The sequence below is a fragment of the Nocardia sp. TBRC8007 genome (genome assembly GCF_056629435.1).
Window position 1 is genome coordinate 30,924 of record NZ_JBWSOR010000016.1, and the last position, 15,744, is coordinate 46,667.

The window sequence follows — 15,744 nt, forward strand, 5'->3', positions numbered from 1 at the left end:
GGGGATGGCGGCGGACTGTTCAGTCGGCTGGCCGTGCTGTCGCCATGGCACGATCGATCTCCCAGAACGCGCGCAGGGCGGCGATCTTGCCATTGCTGTCCACTCGGTAAGTGAACACACCGTCAGTGTCGATCCGATGACCGCCGACGGTGCTGCGGATGGTGCCGGTGAAGGCGACCTCGTCGCCGCAGGCGAACGAGTCGTCGAATAGGAACTCGATCAGATCGGTCGCGGCGATGGCTTTGTCCCAGAATGCGGCGATAGCCTCCCTGCCATGATGCCCTTTACCATCCGGGTCGAAGCCCGAGGGGCCGATAGGGTCTTCTATGCTGGCGTTTTCGGTGAACAATGCGACCCACGCCTGCTTGTCCCGCGCGCGAACCGCGGCCTGCGAGGCCAGACCAGCGGCCCTGGCCGGATGTTCGGCTGTTGTTGTCATACCCGGCTCCCTCGTCGATCAGTGGGTGGCCGTCACTGTGTGGCCGCGATGGGCTCGGCCACGTATTGCTCCGCGAATTTGCATAGAGAGTCCTGTTTGGCGGCGAGTGCACCGTCGAAGCCGATGCCGTCGGCCAGCCAGGGCACCACGATCGCGTCGGTAACGCCGGCATCGGCGAGATCCTGATATCCGGCCCGGCCGAAGCGGTCGACGCATACTGCCTGGATCTCGAATGGTTCTTCAGCCCGGCCGAGCTCGGCACGCAGCGTATCGAGCCTCCAGATGGTGCGCCGCAGCTCTTCGTAGGTCATCATGGCCGAGGTCCAGCCGTCGCCCACTCGTGCGGCGCGGCGGAGCGCCGGGTCAGTGTGCCCGCCGATATAGAACGGCACCGGTTCGCTTGGCGCCGGGCTGATCTGCAATGGTTCGAAGTCGAAGAACTCGCCGTGGTATTCGACCATTCCACCGGCCAAGACCAACTTGATGACTTCGATCATTTCGTCTACCCGAGCGCCGCGCCGGGCAAACGGCACACCGCACCACTCGAACTCTTCCGGTGCCCAGCCGATGCCGACGCCGAACCCGAAGCGGTTGCCGGACAGGTTGGCGACTGAGCCAACCTGCCGGGCTAGCAGCAGCGGGTTGCGTGACCCCAGCTTCAGCACATTCGTGTAGAAGCGGATCCGGCTGGTGACGGCCGCCATGGCGGCCGCCCCGATGAGCGGATCGACCCACGGTGTGTCCGGCCCCCAGAACCTGCTGCCGTCGGAGGTGTAGGGATATTTCGCGGTGGCCGACTTCATGTAGAACAGCGAGTCAGGCAGCGCGATCGACGAAAAACCGCACTCTTCAGCGGTTTTCGCAAGCTCCGGTAGCTGATCGAGTGGACTCAGCGCGATGCTGAGGGTGAACTTCAGCGCGGACACTGGCGTTCCGATCCGACCACCCACATCGAGAAGTACTGCGACCCGCCGCCGTAGGCGTGCCCCATCGCTTTGCGCGCGCCCTCGACCTGGTAGTCACCGGCTCGTTCCATGATTTGCTTGGCGGCCTCGGCGAATCGGATGAGCCCGGACGCGCCGATCGGGTTGGAGGACAGCACGCCGCCGGACGGATTGATCGGCAGGGCACCGCCGATCTCGGTCTCGCCCTTGTCTGTGAGCTTCCAGCCGTCGCCGGGCGGCACGAAGCCGAGGTTTTCCAGCCACATCGGTTCGAACCAGGAGAACGGCACGTAGATCTCGGCCACATCGATCTCCTCCAGCGGGTTGGTGATGCCCGCCGCCTTCCACAGTGCCGCGGCTGCGTCCTGGCCGGCTTGCGGGTTGACCTGGTCGCGTCCGGCGTAGGTGGTCGGCTCGGTGCGCATCGCGGTAGCGTGCACCCAGGCGACCTTCCGGCCGGTGGCCTCGACAGCGGCGGCCGCGTCCGCGTCGCCGAGCACGATCGCGCATGCGCCATCGGAGGATGGGCAGGTCTCGTCGAAGCGGATCGGATCCCACAGCATTTGCGAGGCGAGCACCGATTCCAAGGTGATGTCGGGCTGTCGCAGATGGGCGAGCGGATTCTTGGCTCCGTTGCGGCGGTCTTTCACCGCGACCATCGCGCCGATGTGGCTCGGCGCGTTCGAGCGTCGGATATAGGAACGCACATGGGGTGCGAAGTAGCCGCCCGCGCCCGCCCCTACCGGCATGGTGAACGGTACCGGAATCGACAACGCCCACATGGCGTTCGACTCCGACTGCTTCTCCCAGGCCACCGCGAGTACCCGTTTGTGCACGCCTGCCTGCACCAGGTTGGTCGCGACGACGCCGGTGGACCCGCCGACCGAGCCCGCGGTGTGCACGCGCAACAGCGGCTTCCCGGTAGCGCCGAGGGCGTCGGCCATGAACAACTCCGGCATCATGACGCCTTCGAAGAAGTCGGGCGCCTTGCCGACCACGACCGCATCGATATCGGCGATGGTGAGTCCGGCGTCTTCGAGCGCGCGATCGATGGCTTCGCGACACATGCCAGGCATCGACACGTCGGTGCGTTTTGTCACGTGATGGGTTTGTCCGGTGCCGAGCACCGCGGCTGGGTAGCTCCCGCCCGTCGTACTCATTGGGTCTCCGATTCCAAGACGGTCACAAGGTTTTGCTGAAGTGCGGGTCCGCTGGTGGCATGAGCCAGCGCGCGACCCGCTGAGCCGGCCATGATGGCTTCGGCCGCGAAGCCGATGCGCTCGAGGCCCGCGGCGAACATCGGGTTGCCCGCGAGCGCACCGCCGGACGGGTTCACTACGGTGCCGTTGCGCAGGCCAATGGCCTCGGCGAGGATCAGCTGTTGATGACTGAACGGCGCGTGCAGTTCCGCGATGTCGAAACCACTGGTGTCGTCGCAGCCAACTGCCGCGGCCGCGGCCGATGTCGAAGGGGAGACGGTGAGGTCGCGGGCACCGAGCACTGGAGTGTCCACCCGATGTGCCATGCCGGTGATCCAGGCGGGGCGTTCGCACAGTTCGCGGGCTCGATCACCCATCGCGAGCACCACAGCGGCCGCGCCGTCGGTGATCGGCGCGACATCGTGTGCGCGCAGCGGATCGGCGACATACGGTTCGTTCAGCAGACTGTCGATGTCATCGGAGGCGCCTGCGGCTACTGCCGCCATGTCGTATTCGGTCCAGCGACCGGCGTCGAGCCCGGATCGGGCCTGCAGCCCGGCAATGGACAGTGCGTCCGGCCACAGTGGCGTGACCAGATACGGATCCAGCTGCATGGTGAGGACTTGGCGCAGGGTGCCTGCGGAGGACTTGCCGAAGCCGTATACCAGGGCTGTCTTCGCCTGTCCCGAGCGCAGTTTCACCCATGCCTCGTACAGCGCCCAGGCGGCGTCCATCTCCACGTGTGATTCGTTGATCGGCGGCACCGCACCGATCGCGTCGACTGCGGAGATAAACGAAAACGCGCGTCCGGCAAGGAAATCAGACGATCCCGAGCACCAGAAGTCGATATCGGACTTGGTGATGCCGAGCCTGTCGTAGAGCTGCTGGAAGCAGGGCACCAGCATCTCGACACCGTTGGTGGTGCCTGAGGTCTCCGGCACGTGCGGTGCGTGGGCGAAACCCACGACCGCGATATCGGTGGCGTTGTCAGTCAACGTGCGCTTCTCTCAGAGGTGGTGTTTGTAGGTCTCGTAGTCGGCATCCGGCTCGTCGGTCGGACGGAAGTGGTCCACGTTCTCCAGGCCGTAGCCCCATTCCTCACGTGGTTTCCACACCGCCTCCACCCGCATGCCCATGCGCACTTCGCTTGCCTCGCAGCCGAGTACCAGATGCAGCACCGGGATATCCGCGCCGTCCAGCAGGACGTAGGCCGCGACATAGGGCGGTTTGATCCGCTGTCCGAGGAACGGCACGTTCACAATGCAGAAGGTGGTCACTGTTCCCCGGTCGGAAAGTTCGATGTAATCGTCGGTCGGCCTACCATCGGTGGGATTCGCTCCGCGTGGGGGGAAATACACCTTGCCCGCGGCGTCAGTGCGCGCGCCGATCAGTTTGCCCTCGGCGAGTCCGCGCAGGTAGACGGTCTCCTGTGGGGAGGCGGTGTGCTTGTAGGACAGATCGACCGGCGTGACTATCCCGGTGACAGGGTCGGCCGCGCTCTCGGTTTCGGTCGCGGTGTCTGTCTGTTCGCCCGGCTCGAAGCAGGCGATGTCATGAATGCTTCCTTCGGTCTGTTCGGCCCACCGGACAGTCACTCGCATACCGGTGTGGATGTCTTCGGGCGCTGCGACATCGACCGCGTGCAACAGTGCGGTATCCGCGCCGTCGAGCCGGATCAGCGCCCAGGCGAACGGGCGGTCGAACGGCTGGCCTGGCAGCGGTTCGCGCACCCAGGTCCATGTTTCGACCGTGCCGGTCGCGGCGACATCGACGAACTCGGTCAGTGGTGCGGCGGTGATCGGGTCGTATTCCGGCGGCGGCACGATTACTCGGCCATCCGAGCCGCGCGCGCCGATGATCTTGTGATCGCGCAGCTTGGTAAGGAAGGTCCCGATAGTGGTTCCCACGGAGCGGGTGTAGTCGAAGCGAGCCCGCAGGGGCGCGCTGAGTACCTCGGGTACGGTGTCCAATCCCGTACCGCTCCCAGCAGTGATTGCCGTGGATACAGTATTCCCCTGAGTCACGCTATCGAGTAGAACAGGTTCTAACTCTGGTGGCAAGCAATTGAGCGGAAAGGGGTCCGAAGTGAAGTTCGGATTGCAACTCGGATACTGGATGGCTCAGCCGCCGACGAACGCGGGCGAGTTGGTGGTGGCAGCTGAAGAGGCCGGGTTCGACGCTGTGTTCGCCGCCGAATCCTGGGGCTCTGATGCTTTCGGTCCGTTGACCTGGTGGGGCTCGTCGACGCGGCGGGTGCGGCTGGGCACCTCGGTAGTGCAGATGTCGGCGCGTACCCCTGCCGCGACCGCGATGCACGCGCTTACTCTCGACCATCTCAGCGGCGGTCGCGCGATCCTCGGTCTCGGCGTCTCCGGGCCGCAAGTGGTGGAGGGCTGGTACGGTCAGCCGTTCGCCAAGCCGTTGCGGCGCACCCGCGAGTACGTCGATATCGTGCGGAAGGTGCTGGCCCGTGCGGCGCCGGTCACCAGTGACGGTCCGCACTACCCCTTACCTTATACCGGACCGGGTGCGATCGGGCTCGGTAAGCCGCTCAAGCCGATCGTGCATCCGCTACGCGCGGATCTGCCGATCTGGCTTGGTGCGGAGGGGCCGAAGAACATCGCGCTGACCGCTGAGATCGCCGACGGCTGGCTGGCCATCTACTTCGCTCCTCGGCTGGCCGGGATGTACAACGAGTGGCTCGACGATGGTTTCGCGCGGGCGGGAGCCCGGCGCAGTAGGGAGGATTTCGAGATCGCCGCGACTTGTCAGGTGGTGATCACCGACGATCCGGCGAGCGAACTGGAGCGGATGCGCTGGATCATGGCGCTCTACATCGGCGGTATGGGCGCACCGGAACTGAATTTTCACGCTCAGGTGTACCGGCGAATGGGATACGACCGCGAAGTCGACGAGATCGGACGGTTGTTCCAAGCGGGTAAGAAGGCCGAGGCCGCCGCAGTGGTGCCGGACGAGCTGATCCTGGATACCGCGATCATCGGCGACGAGGAGCATGTGCGCAAGCAACTGCCGGTGTGGGAGGCCGCTGGTGTGACCATGATGCTGGTATCGGTTTCCGATATCGCGCAATTGCGTCGGCTCGCACCCCTTGTCGAATAGTAGAACACGTTCTAAATTCAATAGGGTGACGACGCAGGAGCCAGTGAAAGTTCTCGGTCTGTGGAACATCGCCGAAGCCGAGCCCGATCGGATCGCGATGGTCGATCCTTGGGGCAAGGAGGTGACATATCGCGAATTGGCCACGCTCGCCAATCGTTACGCCAACGGCCTACGTGAGCTCGGCCTGACCACCGGTGACGTGCTGGTGAGTATGGTGCACAACTGTGTGGAGGCGATTGTCGCCTACTTCGCGGCCTACCAGTCCGGTCTGTACATCGTCGCAGTGAACTGGCATCTCACCGGCCCAGAAGTCGCCTACATCTTGGGCGACAGCGAGGCCAAGGCATTCATCGCCAGTGATCGTTTCGCCGCTGCGGCGAAGGCCGCCGCCGACGAAGCGGGACTGCCTCCGCGGGCGCGTTTCGCGGTCGGCGAGATCGAGGGGTTCACGCCGGTGGCTCAGCTCGGCGCCATGGACACCGCCCGGCCTGCCGATCGCGGTACCGGTGCGCCGATGCTTTACACTTCAGGAACCACAGGGCGCCCCAAGGGGGTTCGGCGCCCGCTCACCGGCGCCGATCCGGATGTCATTCCGCCGCACACCACCGCGTTCTTCGGCCTCTTCGACCTCGGTCCCTATGACGACCACGTGCATCTGTGCGGCTCTCCGCTCTATCACACCGCAGTGCTGAACTTCGCCACTATCTCGATTCAGCTGGGACACAAGCTCGTTCTGATGGATCGCTGGGACGCCGAGGAGATGTTGCGGCTGATCGACAAACATCGGGTGACGCACAGCCACATGGTGCCCACTCAGTTCCATCGCCTGCTCGCGCTGCCGGAGGAGGTGCGCGCCACATACGATGTGTCCTCGCTGCGCAGCATGGTGCACGGTGCCGCGCCCTGTCCGCAGGAGACCAAGCGGAAGATGCTCGAGTGGTGGGGTCCGACGGTGACCGAATACTACGCGGCCACCGAGGGAGGCGGGACAGTGATCAACGGCGCCGAGTGGCTGCGCAAGCCGGGGTCGGTGGGCAAGGCGTGGCCATGGTCGGTGATCAAAGTGCTCAGCGAAGCAGACGGCTCCGAGGTGCCCGTCGGTGAGACCGGCCTGGTCTACATGCGAATGGGTGTGTCGAGTTTCGAGTACCACCACGACAAGGCCAAAACCGAGGATTCGCGTGTCGGTGACTTGTTCACCGTCGGCGACATCGGGCATCTGGACGAGGACGGCTACCTCTACCTGCACGACCGGCGCTCGGATCTGATCCTGTCCGGTGGGGTGAATATCTACCCCGCAGAGATCGAGAACGTGCTCATCACCCACCCGAAGGTTGCCGATGTCGCGGTTTTCGGTATCCCGCATCCGGATTGGGGGCAAGAAGTAAAGGCTGTCGTGCAGCCGACCGACGGCGTCGTGGGTGCTGCGGAGCTTACCGAGGAACTCATGGCCTTCGCCGCGACTCAACTGGCCAAGTACAAGATGCCCAAATCCATCGACTATCTGCCCGAACTGCCGCGTGATCCCAACGGCAAGCTCTACAAGCGCAAGCTCCGCGACCGCTATATCCCGGCGTCTTAGCCTGTCGCGGTCGGTCCGCTGGGGCTTCGTTCCGGCCGCGCGTAGACGCCGACAACCGAATGCGCCCTGCGTGCCTTGCCGCGCAGGGCGCATTCGCGTTTCCGGGTCAGGCCGGTGTGCGAAGTTCCGGTGCTGCGTGTGGCCAGGGGCGACCCGAGCTTTCGGCCGCCTACGCGTTCAGCTACCGGTGAAAGTGGGTTTACGCTTTTCCGCGAATGCCCGGGGGCCCTCTTTGGCGTCCGTTGAGCGGAACACAGCCGTGCCGAGCTCGGCATCGATCCGGAAGGCGTCGTTTTCCGGCATGGCCTCGGTCTCCCGGATAGTGCGCAGGATGGCCTGCACGGCGAGGGGGCCGTTGGCGGCGATCTGCCCGGCGAGTTCCAGCGCTTTGTCCAGTGCCGTGCCATCCGGCACCACGTGCCCGATCAGACCGATCTCCTTGGCTTCCGTCGCGGTGACGTGCCGACCGGTGAGCAGGATGTCCGCGGCGACGGTGTAGGGGATCTGGCGGACCAGCCGCACCGCTGAGCCACCCAGCGGGAACAGGCCCCATCGGGCTTCGGACACGCCGAATTTCGCGCTCTCGCCCGCTACTCGGATGTCGGTGCCTTGCAGGATTTCGGTACCGCCCGCGATAGCGGGTCCCTCGACTGCCGCGATCAACGGCTTGGTCAGTCTGCGCCCTTTGAGCAGTGCTTCGATCTTGGACAGGTCCCAGCCGCCGCCTGCGAACGAGTCGCCGGGGTGCTGGGCGGTCATCGCCTTGAGATCGGCACCCGCACAGAACGCGCCGCCCGCGCCGGTCAGGATCGCCACCCGGATATCCGGATCATTGTCCACCTGGTCCCAGGCGTCTCGCATGATCGCCATCATCTCTCCGGACAGGGCATTACGCGCCTCGGGGCGGTTCATGGTGACAATGAGGACATGGTTGCGCTTCTCCACGAGACAGTGCGGCATTGCTGATTCTCCTGACTTCGAACCTTGTCAGAAACAGTAACACGTTCTATTTTTAGAACTGTGAGCTACAACATAGCGGACCTTGTCGAACACGCCATCGACCTGATGCCCGACCGCGTCGTACTGGCCGACGACGGCCGTGAGGTCACCTACGCCCAGTTGGAGGAGCGGGCCAATAAACTCGCCCATTACCTGCGAGAGCAGGGAGTTCAGCCAGGCGACAAGGTAGGCATCTACTCACGCAACACGATCGAGGCCGTGGAGGCCATGGTCGCGATCTTCAAGGCGCGGGCCGTGATGATCAACGTGAACTATCGTTATGTCGAGAACGAGTTGCAATACATCTTCGACAATTCCGATATGGTCGCCCTGCTCCACGAGCGCCGCTACAGCGACAAAGTCGCTGCCGTTCGTCCGAAGGTCCCGCAGTTGCGTACCGTCATCGTCGTCGACGACGATACGACCGCAACAGCGGCCACCGCAGCGGATTCGGTGGAATACGAGTCCGTGCTCGCGCAGTCCTCGGGAGAGCGTGATTTCGGCGAGCGTTCCCCCGACGACCTGTACATGCTCTACACCGGCGGCACCACCGGTATGCCCAAGGGAGTGATGTGGCGCCAGGAGGACGTGTGGCGCGTGCTCGGCGGAGGTATCAACTTCGTCACCGGCGAATATGTCCAGGACGAGTGGGAGTTGGCGAAGGTCGGCGCAGGCAGCCCGGCCATGGTGCGGTTTCCGATTCCTCCGATGATCCACGGTGGCGCGCAGTGGGCCACGTTCCACAGCCTGTTCGGCGGAGGCAAGGCCGTGATGATCCCGGAGTTCTCCGGACATGGAGTGTGGCAGGCCGTCGACCGACACAAGATCAACCTGATCTTCATCACCGGCGACGCGATGGCACGTCCGATGCTCGACGCGTTGATCGAGGGCAATCCGGAAACCGGTCAACCCTATGACCTTTCGAGCCTGTATGTAATGGCCAGCAGTGCAGCGTTGTTCTCACCCGCGATCAAGGACCAGTTCCTCGAGCTGCTGCCGAACCGAATGATCTCCGACTCTATCGGCTCATCGGAGACCGGTTTCGGTGGGTTGTCCGTTGTGACCAAGGGGGAGACGCACACCGGAGGTCCCCGGGTGAAGATCGACGCCGCCACCACGGTGCTCGACGAGGCCGGCAATCCCGTGCGACCCGGCTCTGGTGTGGTCGGCATCCTGGCCAGGAGTGGGCACCTTCCGCTCGGTTACTACAAGGACGAGGCCAAGACTGCGGCGACTTTCAAGGAGTTCAACGGAATTCGCTACGCCATCCCCGGAGATTTCGCCAGGGTCGAGGAAGACGGCACGGTCACCATGCTGGGCCGCGGTTCGGTCAGCATCAACAGCGGTGGTGAGAAGATCTACCCGGAGGAGGTAGAGGGCGCGCTCAAGACGCACCCGGAGATCTTCGACGCACTGGTGGTCGGCATCGAGGACGACCGCTGGGGGCAGCGGGTGGTGGCTGTCGTGCAGTGTCGCGGCGAGAAAAGACCCACTCTAGAGGAGCTGCGTCCTGTGCTCACCAAGGAGATCGCCTCCTACAAGCTGCCTCGCAGTCTGTGGTTCGTGGACGAGATCAAGCGCTCTCCAGCGGGCAAGCCCGATTACCGCTGGGCCAAGGAACAGGTCCAGGCCCGACCCGCGGACGACCATGCCGAAGCGAGCTCCAAGTAGCGAGCTGTGACCAGGCTGCCGCGCATTTCGCGGTGGCCCTACACAATCGAGTGCCTCGGCGATCCGAAGCGCTGGCCACGATACGCTCGGCGCAGATGATGCCGAGCGGTTCGTGCTGGACGTCTGTCAGGGTGTGCTCGACGTTTCGGCGATTGCCGAGCACCTGGTGAAGTTCGAAGGTTGATGCATTGGCCGATTCGGCCAATGCGGGAATGTCGTGCCGGCCGATCGGCCGGTGTTGTGTTCAGGCGGGGGTATCGGCCAATAGGGCGCCGAGTGCGCGCAGGTGGTCGGTGCCCGCGCCGAGGGCGAACTCGTTGTGCTTGGCCGCGGTGAAGTAGTTGTGCGCGATGTGGTCGCGGTCGATGCCGACACCACCGTGCACGTGGACGACAGTGTGCGCAACGCGGTGGCCCGCATCCGCGGCCCAGAACTTCGCGGTGTGCACCGCCTCGGCGGCGGGCAGGTCCTCCGCCACTCGCCAGGCGGCTTGGGTCACTGCTAGACGCAAGCCCTGGATGTCGATATACGCATCGGCGAGCCGTTGGGCGACGGCTTGGAAGCTGCCGATTTTCTTGCCGAATTGTTCTCGCTCCCTGGCATATTCGGAAACCAAGTCGAGCGCTCGCTCCAGGGTGCCCCATTGCAGGGCGGCGAGACCGAGCCAGGCGCGGGTGAGGATCCAGTCCAGGATTGCAGAGCCTTCCGCGGTGGTGCCGATCAATTCAGCTGGCGCATCGGTGAGTTCAACCGTGAATTCCGGGCTGTGGTCGACGACTTGTTGCGCGGTCACTGTGGCCGCCGCGGGTGCGACCAGGAAGACCGCTGTGGTCCCGGAGATCGTGGCGGGGACCAGTATGCGTTCGGCTCGGTTCGCGTACGGCACGGTGGTTTTGACACCAGTCAGCCGCCAGCCTTCGGCTGTCTCGACTGCGGTAGTGGTCGGCGTGTCTGGTTCCCAGTTGCGCTCTTCGGCCAATGCCACCGTGAGGATGGCCTCGCCCGCGCCTGCCCGGGTAGCCATGTTCTGTTGCGACGCATCGCCGAAACGGGTCAGCGCACCCGCGCCGAGGATGATCGACCACAGATAGGGCACGGCTGCGAGATGCTTGCCGAGCTCACGCAGGACGGCGGTCTGCTCGATCGGGCCGAGGTCGTTGCCGCCGACTGTCTCGGGCAGGGTTGCCGCGAGCACACCGGTCTCCGCCAATGAGTTCCACAGGGGTTGATCGAAGCGCTCGGTATTCGAACCGGCTGTGCCCGCAGTGCCGAGTTCGCGTAACCGGTCGGCGGTGACCAGCTTGCCGCACACCTCGCTGATCAGCCGAGTGAGATCCGATTGGGCTTCGGTGGGGGTGAAATCCATGGTGGTTCTTTGCTTTCGATCAGCGAGCAGCGGCGGGCTGCTCGAGGGCGGTCATGGCGATAATGTCGCGCTGCACCTCGTTGGTGCCGCCGCCGAAGGTCAGGATGAGCGCGGCGCGGTGCATCCGTTCCAGTCGTCCACGCAGCTCGGCGCCGGGAGAATCCTGCCGTAGGTAAGCTTGTGGACCCAGTACTTCCATGAGCAGTCGGTAGGCCTCGGTGGCCAGCTCGGTACCGTACACCTTGCAGGTCGAGGCGTCCCATGGCCGCGGAGCCGCGTCGCCGCCCGCGTCGGCTCGGCTGGCGATCTCCCAGTTCAACAGCTTGAGGTATTCGACCTTGGCGTGCACCCTGGCCAGATTGAGCCGCACCCATTCCCGGTCGATCACGCGCGAGCCGTCGCTTGCCTTGGTGGTGCGCGCCCACTCGGTGGTTTGCCGCAGCGCCAGCGCCAGCGGCCCGGCAGAGGTGAGCGCGACGCGTTCATGATTGAGTTGGTTGGTGATCAGTGCCCAGCCGCCGTTCTCTTGGCCGACCAGCGCGCTCGCAGGCACCCGGACGTCTTGGTAGTACGTCGCGCTGGTATCCGGGCCCGCCATGGTGTGCACCGGGGTCCAGGAGAATCCCTCGGCGTTGGTCGGCACGATGAGCATGCTGATGCCTTTATGCTTCTTGGCCGCCGGGTCGGTACGCACGGCCAGCCAGATGTAGTCGGCGTAGGCGATCAGGCTGGTCCACATCTTCTGGCCGTTGATCACGTAGTCGTCACCGTCGCGCACTGCCGTGGTGCGCAGGCTTGCCAGGTCGGTGCCGGCGCTCGGCTCGGAGTAACCGATGGAGAAGTGCAGTTCACCTGCCGCGATCTTGGGCAGGAAAAAATTCTTCTGCTCCGCGCTGCCGTAGTGCATGATCGTCGGAGCGACCGAGTTGATGGTCAGGAACGGCACCGGCGCGCCTGCGATCGCGGCTTCGTCGGTGAAGATCAGCTGATCCATGATAGGGCGGTCCTGGCCGCCGTACTCCTCGGGCCAGCCGAGTGCCAGCCAGCCGTCGTGGCCCATCTGCTGGACGACTTCGCGATAGACATTGCCTTGCCCGTACTCGCCGGTTTGTGCGCTCAGTGCCTCTCTGCGCTCGGGGGTGATGAGTCGTGCGAAGTAGTCACGCAGCTCCGCGCGCAGCTGCTCCTGTTGCGGCGTGTACGCAATGCGCATGGCAGTACCTCAGGCCTTCGTTGGATCGGGTTCTCTCGATCATTGCACATAAACTGAAACATGTTCCAGTATTGATGTCGGATTCATGCGACGGCGTCCAGACGGCTGTGATGACGCCCTGATGGCATGGATTGATTGTTAGGCTTTGGTCGCAGTGGTGATAAAGGAGTTGTCATGAAGATCAGTGTCGATCCCGACTTGTGTGAAGCGAATGGAATCTGCGTCGGAATCGCTCCCGACGTGTTCGAACTCGATGACGAGGATGTGCTGCACATCGCGAACGACGAGGTGCCGCCCGAGCGGCTCACCGACGTCGAGGATGCTGTCGCGCAGTGTCCGAAGGCGGCGCTGCGCCTGCGGTAATCGACCCTTGCTGTAATCTGGAACACGTTCTAGAGTCGGCCCGTGAGCAATGATCTGAGCCTTGCCGGCCGAGTAGCGATAGTGACCGGCGGTGGCGCCGGACTGGGGAAGGCCGAAGCGCTCGCGCTAGCAGGGGCGGGCGCTTCGGTAGTGGTCAACGATCTGGCGAATTCGGATATGGTCGCCGATACACTCGCCGAAATTCGCGCGCTGGGTGCCAAGGCGGAGTTTGTGGCGGGCAATATCGCCGAGCGGGCCACCGCCGATGCCCTGATCCGCACGGCTGAGGAGTCCTTCGGGTCGGTCGATATCGTAGTCAACAATGCGGGTATAACGCGCGACCGCATGTTGTTCAACATGTCCGACGAGGATTTCGACCAAGTGGTCGCGGTACATTTGCGCGGCCATTTCCTATTGTCACGCAATGCCGCCGCGTACTGGCGAAGCAAGTCCAAGCAGTCGGGCGCCCCGGTGTACGGGAGGTTGGTCAACACCTCATCGGAGGCGGGATTGCTCGGTCCGGAGGGACAAGCCAACTACGGTGCCGCGAAAGCGGGTATCACCGCGTTGACCCTCTCCGCCGCACGGGCGCTGTCGCGTTACGGTGTGCGTGCCAACGCGCTCGCGCCCCGGGCGCGGACCGCGATGACCGCCGCGGTGTTCAGTCCCGCTCCGGAGGGGGAGGTCGACCCGCTGTCGCCCGACCATGTGGCGCGGTTGGTCGCTTACCTCGCTTCGCCTGCGGCCGATGCGGTCAATGGGCAGTTGTTCGTTGTCCATGGGGGGATGGTGGCGCTGATGGCGGCGCCGGTTGTCGAACGCCGGTTCGATGCGGCGGACGGACACTGGTCGGTGCGAGACCTGGCCGATACGCTCGGCGGTTACTTCGCGGATCGGCCTGCTGGGCAAACTTTCTCGGCGTCTTCGCTGATCGATTTGGGGTGAGCGGTGGCGTGTGCCGCCGATGTTACGGATCAACTGTTGATCATGAGATCCCCGCTTGGTAGACATAGGGGCGGGTTATGTTGCATCTCACAAAGGCGAGATGCATTGCCTACTGAAACCTGTTCTAGTTTATAGCGCTGACAATTCAATGAATGGCACGTGAAAAGTGTGTAAATACTTCCAGTGACGCACTGAACATGTTCTAATCGTTGCGGCGGTGCGGTCACGGCGGAGTTTCGCGCCGAGGATCGTACGCGCCAGTTGAGTAAGGAGGATCGCGGATGAACGAGGTCCTCGCCACGCCATTGCGGGCCGTCGGTGGATTCTTCGAACTCACTGTCGACGTCGCGCGGTCCAGCGTGCGCAGGCCTTTCCAGCGGCGCGAGTTCATCGACCAGTCCTGGTTCATCGCGCGCGTATCCATCGTGCCGACATTGCTGGTCGCTATTCCATTCACAGTTCTGGTCAGCTTCACGCTGAACATTCTGTTGCGCGAGATCGGCGCGGCAGATCTCAGCGGTGCGGGCGCGGCATTCGGTTCGGTCACTCAAGTCGGGCCGATCGTCACCGTGCTCATCGTCGCAGGCGCCGGTGCCACCGCGATCTGTGCCGACCTCGGCGCACGCACTATTCGCGAGGAAATCGACGCGATGCGGGTGCTCGGCATCGATCCGGTGCACCGCCTCGTGGTGCCGCGCGTGCTCGCGTCCATGTTCGTCGCATTGATGCTCAACAGCTTGGTATGCACGATCGGCATCGTCGGGGGGTTCATGTTCTCGGTGTTTTTGCAGGATGTGAATCCTGGGGCTTTCGTCAATGGCATCACGCTGCTCACTCATCTGCCCGAGCTGATCATTTCCGAGGTGAAAGCGGGATTGTTCGGGCTGATCGCAGGGTTGGTCGCCTGCTATCTGGGACTGAATGTCAGGGGGGGACCCAAAAGTGTCGGTGATGCGGTGAACCAGACCGTGGTCTTTGCCTTCATGGCCTTGTTCGTGGTGAATGTTGTGGTCACCGCGGTCGGCATCAAGTTCACGGCGCGGTGACGCGATGGCTTTCGTCATCGAGTCCCGTTTCCCCCGCACCATTCGACGCCTGCGCCGGATATCGGACTCGCTCGATGCAGTGGGTAAGCAGGCGGTATTCTACGCCAACGCGCTCGGCTCTCTTCCCCGCGCGCTGTTGCATTATCGGACCGAGACGATCCGACTGATCGCGGAAATCAGCATGGGCACCGGCGCTTTGGCGGTCATCGGCGGCACGGTAGTGATCGTCGGGTTCCTCACCTTGTTCGCGGGCGGCACCATCGCGGTACAGGGCTACAGCTCGCTGGGCAATATCGGCGTCGAGGCACTCACCGGCTTTTTCGCGGCGTTCATCAACGTTCGCATCGCGGCGCCGGTGATCTCCGGCATCGGTTTGGCCGCGACTATCGGGGCGGGATCGACCGCGCAGCTAGGCGCGATGCGGGTGGCCGAGGAGATCGACGCGTTGGAGTCGATGGCGATCCGCCCGGTGCCGTACTTGATCGGCACCAGAGTGCTGGCCGGGATGATCGCGATCATCCCGCTCTACGCGCTCGCGGTGATCGCCTCATTCCTGGCGAGTCGGTTCGCCACGGTGGTGATCTACGGGCAGTCGGCAGGCGTCTACGACCACTACTTCTCCACTTTCCTCATTCCGAGTGACATCCTCTGGTCATTCGCCCAGGCGATCTTCATGGCTCTGGCGATCATGATGATCCACACCTACTACGGCTATAACGCTGTGGGCGGGCCGGTCGGCGTGGGGGTCGCGGTGGGTAACGCGGTGCGGACCTCGCTGGTCGCGGTGGTCTCGGTGACCCTGCTCATCTCGTTGGCCATCTACGGCACTTCGGGTAACTTCCATCTCTCCGGATAAG

At 63.9% G+C, this 15,744-nt stretch carries 15 protein-coding genes; 7 read left to right on the forward strand and 8 right to left on the reverse strand.

Features of this window, described 5'->3' with window-relative positions:
• Nucleotides 1-19 precede the first annotated feature (19 nt).
• From ACX4ZE_RS14330 to ACX4ZE_RS14350, 5 genes are read right to left on the reverse strand one after another with little or no spacing between them, the layout of a single operon-like run.
• Nucleotides 20-439, reverse strand: coding sequence for a nuclear transport factor 2 family protein (locus ACX4ZE_RS14330; RefSeq protein WP_480273905.1), 420 nt, complete (start codon nucleotides 437-439; stop codon nucleotides 20-22).
• Nucleotides 440-471: 32 nt separating this feature from the next.
• Nucleotides 472-1,356 (reverse strand): TIGR03619 family F420-dependent LLM class oxidoreductase, encoded by an 885-nt coding sequence (locus tag ACX4ZE_RS14335; RefSeq protein ID WP_480273971.1) that lies wholly within the window; start codon nucleotides 1,354-1,356, stop codon nucleotides 472-474.
• Nucleotides 1,353-2,543 (reverse strand): thiolase domain-containing protein, encoded by a 1,191-nt coding sequence (locus ACX4ZE_RS14340; protein WP_480273906.1) that lies wholly within the window; start codon nucleotides 2,541-2,543, stop codon nucleotides 1,353-1,355. Before ACX4ZE_RS14340 ends, ACX4ZE_RS14335 begins: the two co-directional genes overlap by 4 nt.
• Nucleotides 2,540-3,577, reverse strand: a complete 1,038-nt coding sequence (locus ACX4ZE_RS14345) for a thiolase domain-containing protein (protein WP_480273907.1) — start codon at nucleotides 3,575-3,577, stop codon at nucleotides 2,540-2,542. The genes ACX4ZE_RS14340 and ACX4ZE_RS14345 overlap by 4 nt, the downstream gene beginning before the upstream one ends.
• 12 nt (nucleotides 3,578-3,589) lie before the next feature.
• On the reverse strand, nucleotides 3,590-4,552 hold the full coding sequence (locus ACX4ZE_RS14350; RefSeq protein ID WP_480273972.1) for a Zn-ribbon domain-containing OB-fold protein: 963 nt from the start codon (nucleotides 4,550-4,552) through the stop codon (nucleotides 3,590-3,592).
• Between the two features lie 115 nt (nucleotides 4,553-4,667).
• Here ACX4ZE_RS14350 and ACX4ZE_RS14355 point away from each other — a divergent pair, with 115 nt between their 5' ends.
• Complete coding sequence (locus ACX4ZE_RS14355) at nucleotides 4,668-5,702, forward strand: LLM class F420-dependent oxidoreductase (protein WP_480273908.1); 1,035 nt, start codon at nucleotides 4,668-4,670, stop codon at nucleotides 5,700-5,702.
• Between the two features lie 25 nt (nucleotides 5,703-5,727).
• Nucleotides 5,728-7,284 (forward strand): acyl-CoA synthetase, encoded by a 1,557-nt coding sequence (locus tag ACX4ZE_RS14360; protein ID WP_480273909.1) that lies wholly within the window; start codon nucleotides 5,728-5,730, stop codon nucleotides 7,282-7,284.
• Between the two features lie 177 nt (nucleotides 7,285-7,461).
• Here ACX4ZE_RS14360 and ACX4ZE_RS14365 read toward each other — a convergent pair whose 3' ends face one another.
• Nucleotides 7,462-8,244: a crotonase/enoyl-CoA hydratase family protein gene (locus ACX4ZE_RS14365; protein WP_480273910.1), complete on the reverse strand. Its 783-nt coding sequence runs from the start codon at nucleotides 8,242-8,244 to the stop codon at nucleotides 7,462-7,464.
• 60 nt (nucleotides 8,245-8,304) lie between these two features.
• Between ACX4ZE_RS14365 and ACX4ZE_RS14370 the strand changes: the two genes are divergently transcribed.
• Nucleotides 8,305-9,954: an acyl-CoA synthetase gene (locus ACX4ZE_RS14370; RefSeq protein ID WP_480273911.1), complete on the forward strand. Its 1,650-nt coding sequence runs from the start codon at nucleotides 8,305-8,307 to the stop codon at nucleotides 9,952-9,954.
• 244 nt (nucleotides 9,955-10,198) lie between these two features.
• Here the strand turns inward: ACX4ZE_RS14370 and ACX4ZE_RS14375 are convergent, their stop codons facing one another.
• On the reverse strand, nucleotides 10,199-11,320 hold the full coding sequence (locus tag ACX4ZE_RS14375; protein ID WP_480273912.1) for an acyl-CoA dehydrogenase family protein: 1,122 nt from the start codon (nucleotides 11,318-11,320) through the stop codon (nucleotides 10,199-10,201).
• 19 nt (nucleotides 11,321-11,339) lie between these two features.
• A complete protein-coding gene (locus ACX4ZE_RS14380; protein ID WP_480273913.1) occupies nucleotides 11,340-12,533 on the reverse strand; it encodes an acyl-CoA dehydrogenase family protein in 1,194 nt (397 codons plus the stop codon).
• Nucleotides 12,534-12,707: 174 nt separating this feature from the next.
• Here ACX4ZE_RS14380 and ACX4ZE_RS14385 point away from each other — a divergent pair, with 174 nt between their 5' ends.
• From ACX4ZE_RS14385 to ACX4ZE_RS14400, 4 genes are all read left to right on the forward strand, one after another.
• Nucleotides 12,708-12,896 carry a ferredoxin gene (locus ACX4ZE_RS14385; protein ID WP_480273914.1) on the forward strand — a complete coding sequence of 63 codons (189 nt, stop codon included), beginning with the start codon at nucleotides 12,708-12,710 and terminating at the stop codon, nucleotides 12,894-12,896.
• Between the two features lie 42 nt (nucleotides 12,897-12,938).
• Nucleotides 12,939-13,841: a 3-oxoacyl-ACP reductase gene (locus tag ACX4ZE_RS14390; protein WP_480273915.1), complete on the forward strand. Its 903-nt coding sequence runs from the start codon at nucleotides 12,939-12,941 to the stop codon at nucleotides 13,839-13,841.
• 281 nt (nucleotides 13,842-14,122) lie between these two features.
• Nucleotides 14,123-14,887, forward strand: a complete 765-nt coding sequence (locus ACX4ZE_RS14395; RefSeq protein WP_480273916.1) for an MlaE family ABC transporter permease — start codon at nucleotides 14,123-14,125, stop codon at nucleotides 14,885-14,887.
• A 4-nt stretch (nucleotides 14,888-14,891) separates the two neighbouring features.
• Nucleotides 14,892-15,743, forward strand: coding sequence for an MlaE family ABC transporter permease (locus ACX4ZE_RS14400; protein WP_480273917.1), 852 nt, complete (start codon nucleotides 14,892-14,894; stop codon nucleotides 15,741-15,743).
• Nucleotide 15,744: the final 1 nt, after the last annotated feature.

Bases quoted from the DNA above. Each gene is read 5' to 3' on its own strand.
- ACX4ZE_RS14330 (WP_480273905.1), bottom strand. From the start codon at position 439: ATGACAACAACAGCCGAACATCCGGCCAGGGCCGCTGGTCTGGCCTCG.
- ACX4ZE_RS14385 (WP_480273914.1), top strand. From the start codon at position 12,708: ATGAAGATCAGTGTCGATCCCGACTTGTGTGAAGCGAATGGAATCTGC.
- ACX4ZE_RS14375 (WP_480273912.1), bottom strand. From the start codon at position 11,320: ATGGATTTCACCCCCACCGAAGCCCAATCGGATCTCACTCGGCTGATC.
- ACX4ZE_RS14365 (WP_480273910.1), bottom strand. From the start codon at position 8,244: ATGCCGCACTGTCTCGTGGAGAAGCGCAACCATGTCCTCATTGTCACC.
- ACX4ZE_RS14400 (WP_480273917.1), top strand. From the start codon at position 14,892: ATGGCTTTCGTCATCGAGTCCCGTTTCCCCCGCACCATTCGACGCCTG.
- ACX4ZE_RS14395 (WP_480273916.1), top strand. From the start codon at position 14,123: ATGAACGAGGTCCTCGCCACGCCATTGCGGGCCGTCGGTGGATTCTTC.
- ACX4ZE_RS14340 (WP_480273906.1), bottom strand. From the start codon at position 2,543: ATGAGTACGACGGGCGGGAGCTACCCAGCCGCGGTGCTCGGCACCGGA.
- ACX4ZE_RS14380 (WP_480273913.1), bottom strand. From the start codon at position 12,533: ATGCGCATTGCGTACACGCCGCAACAGGAGCAGCTGCGCGCGGAGCTG.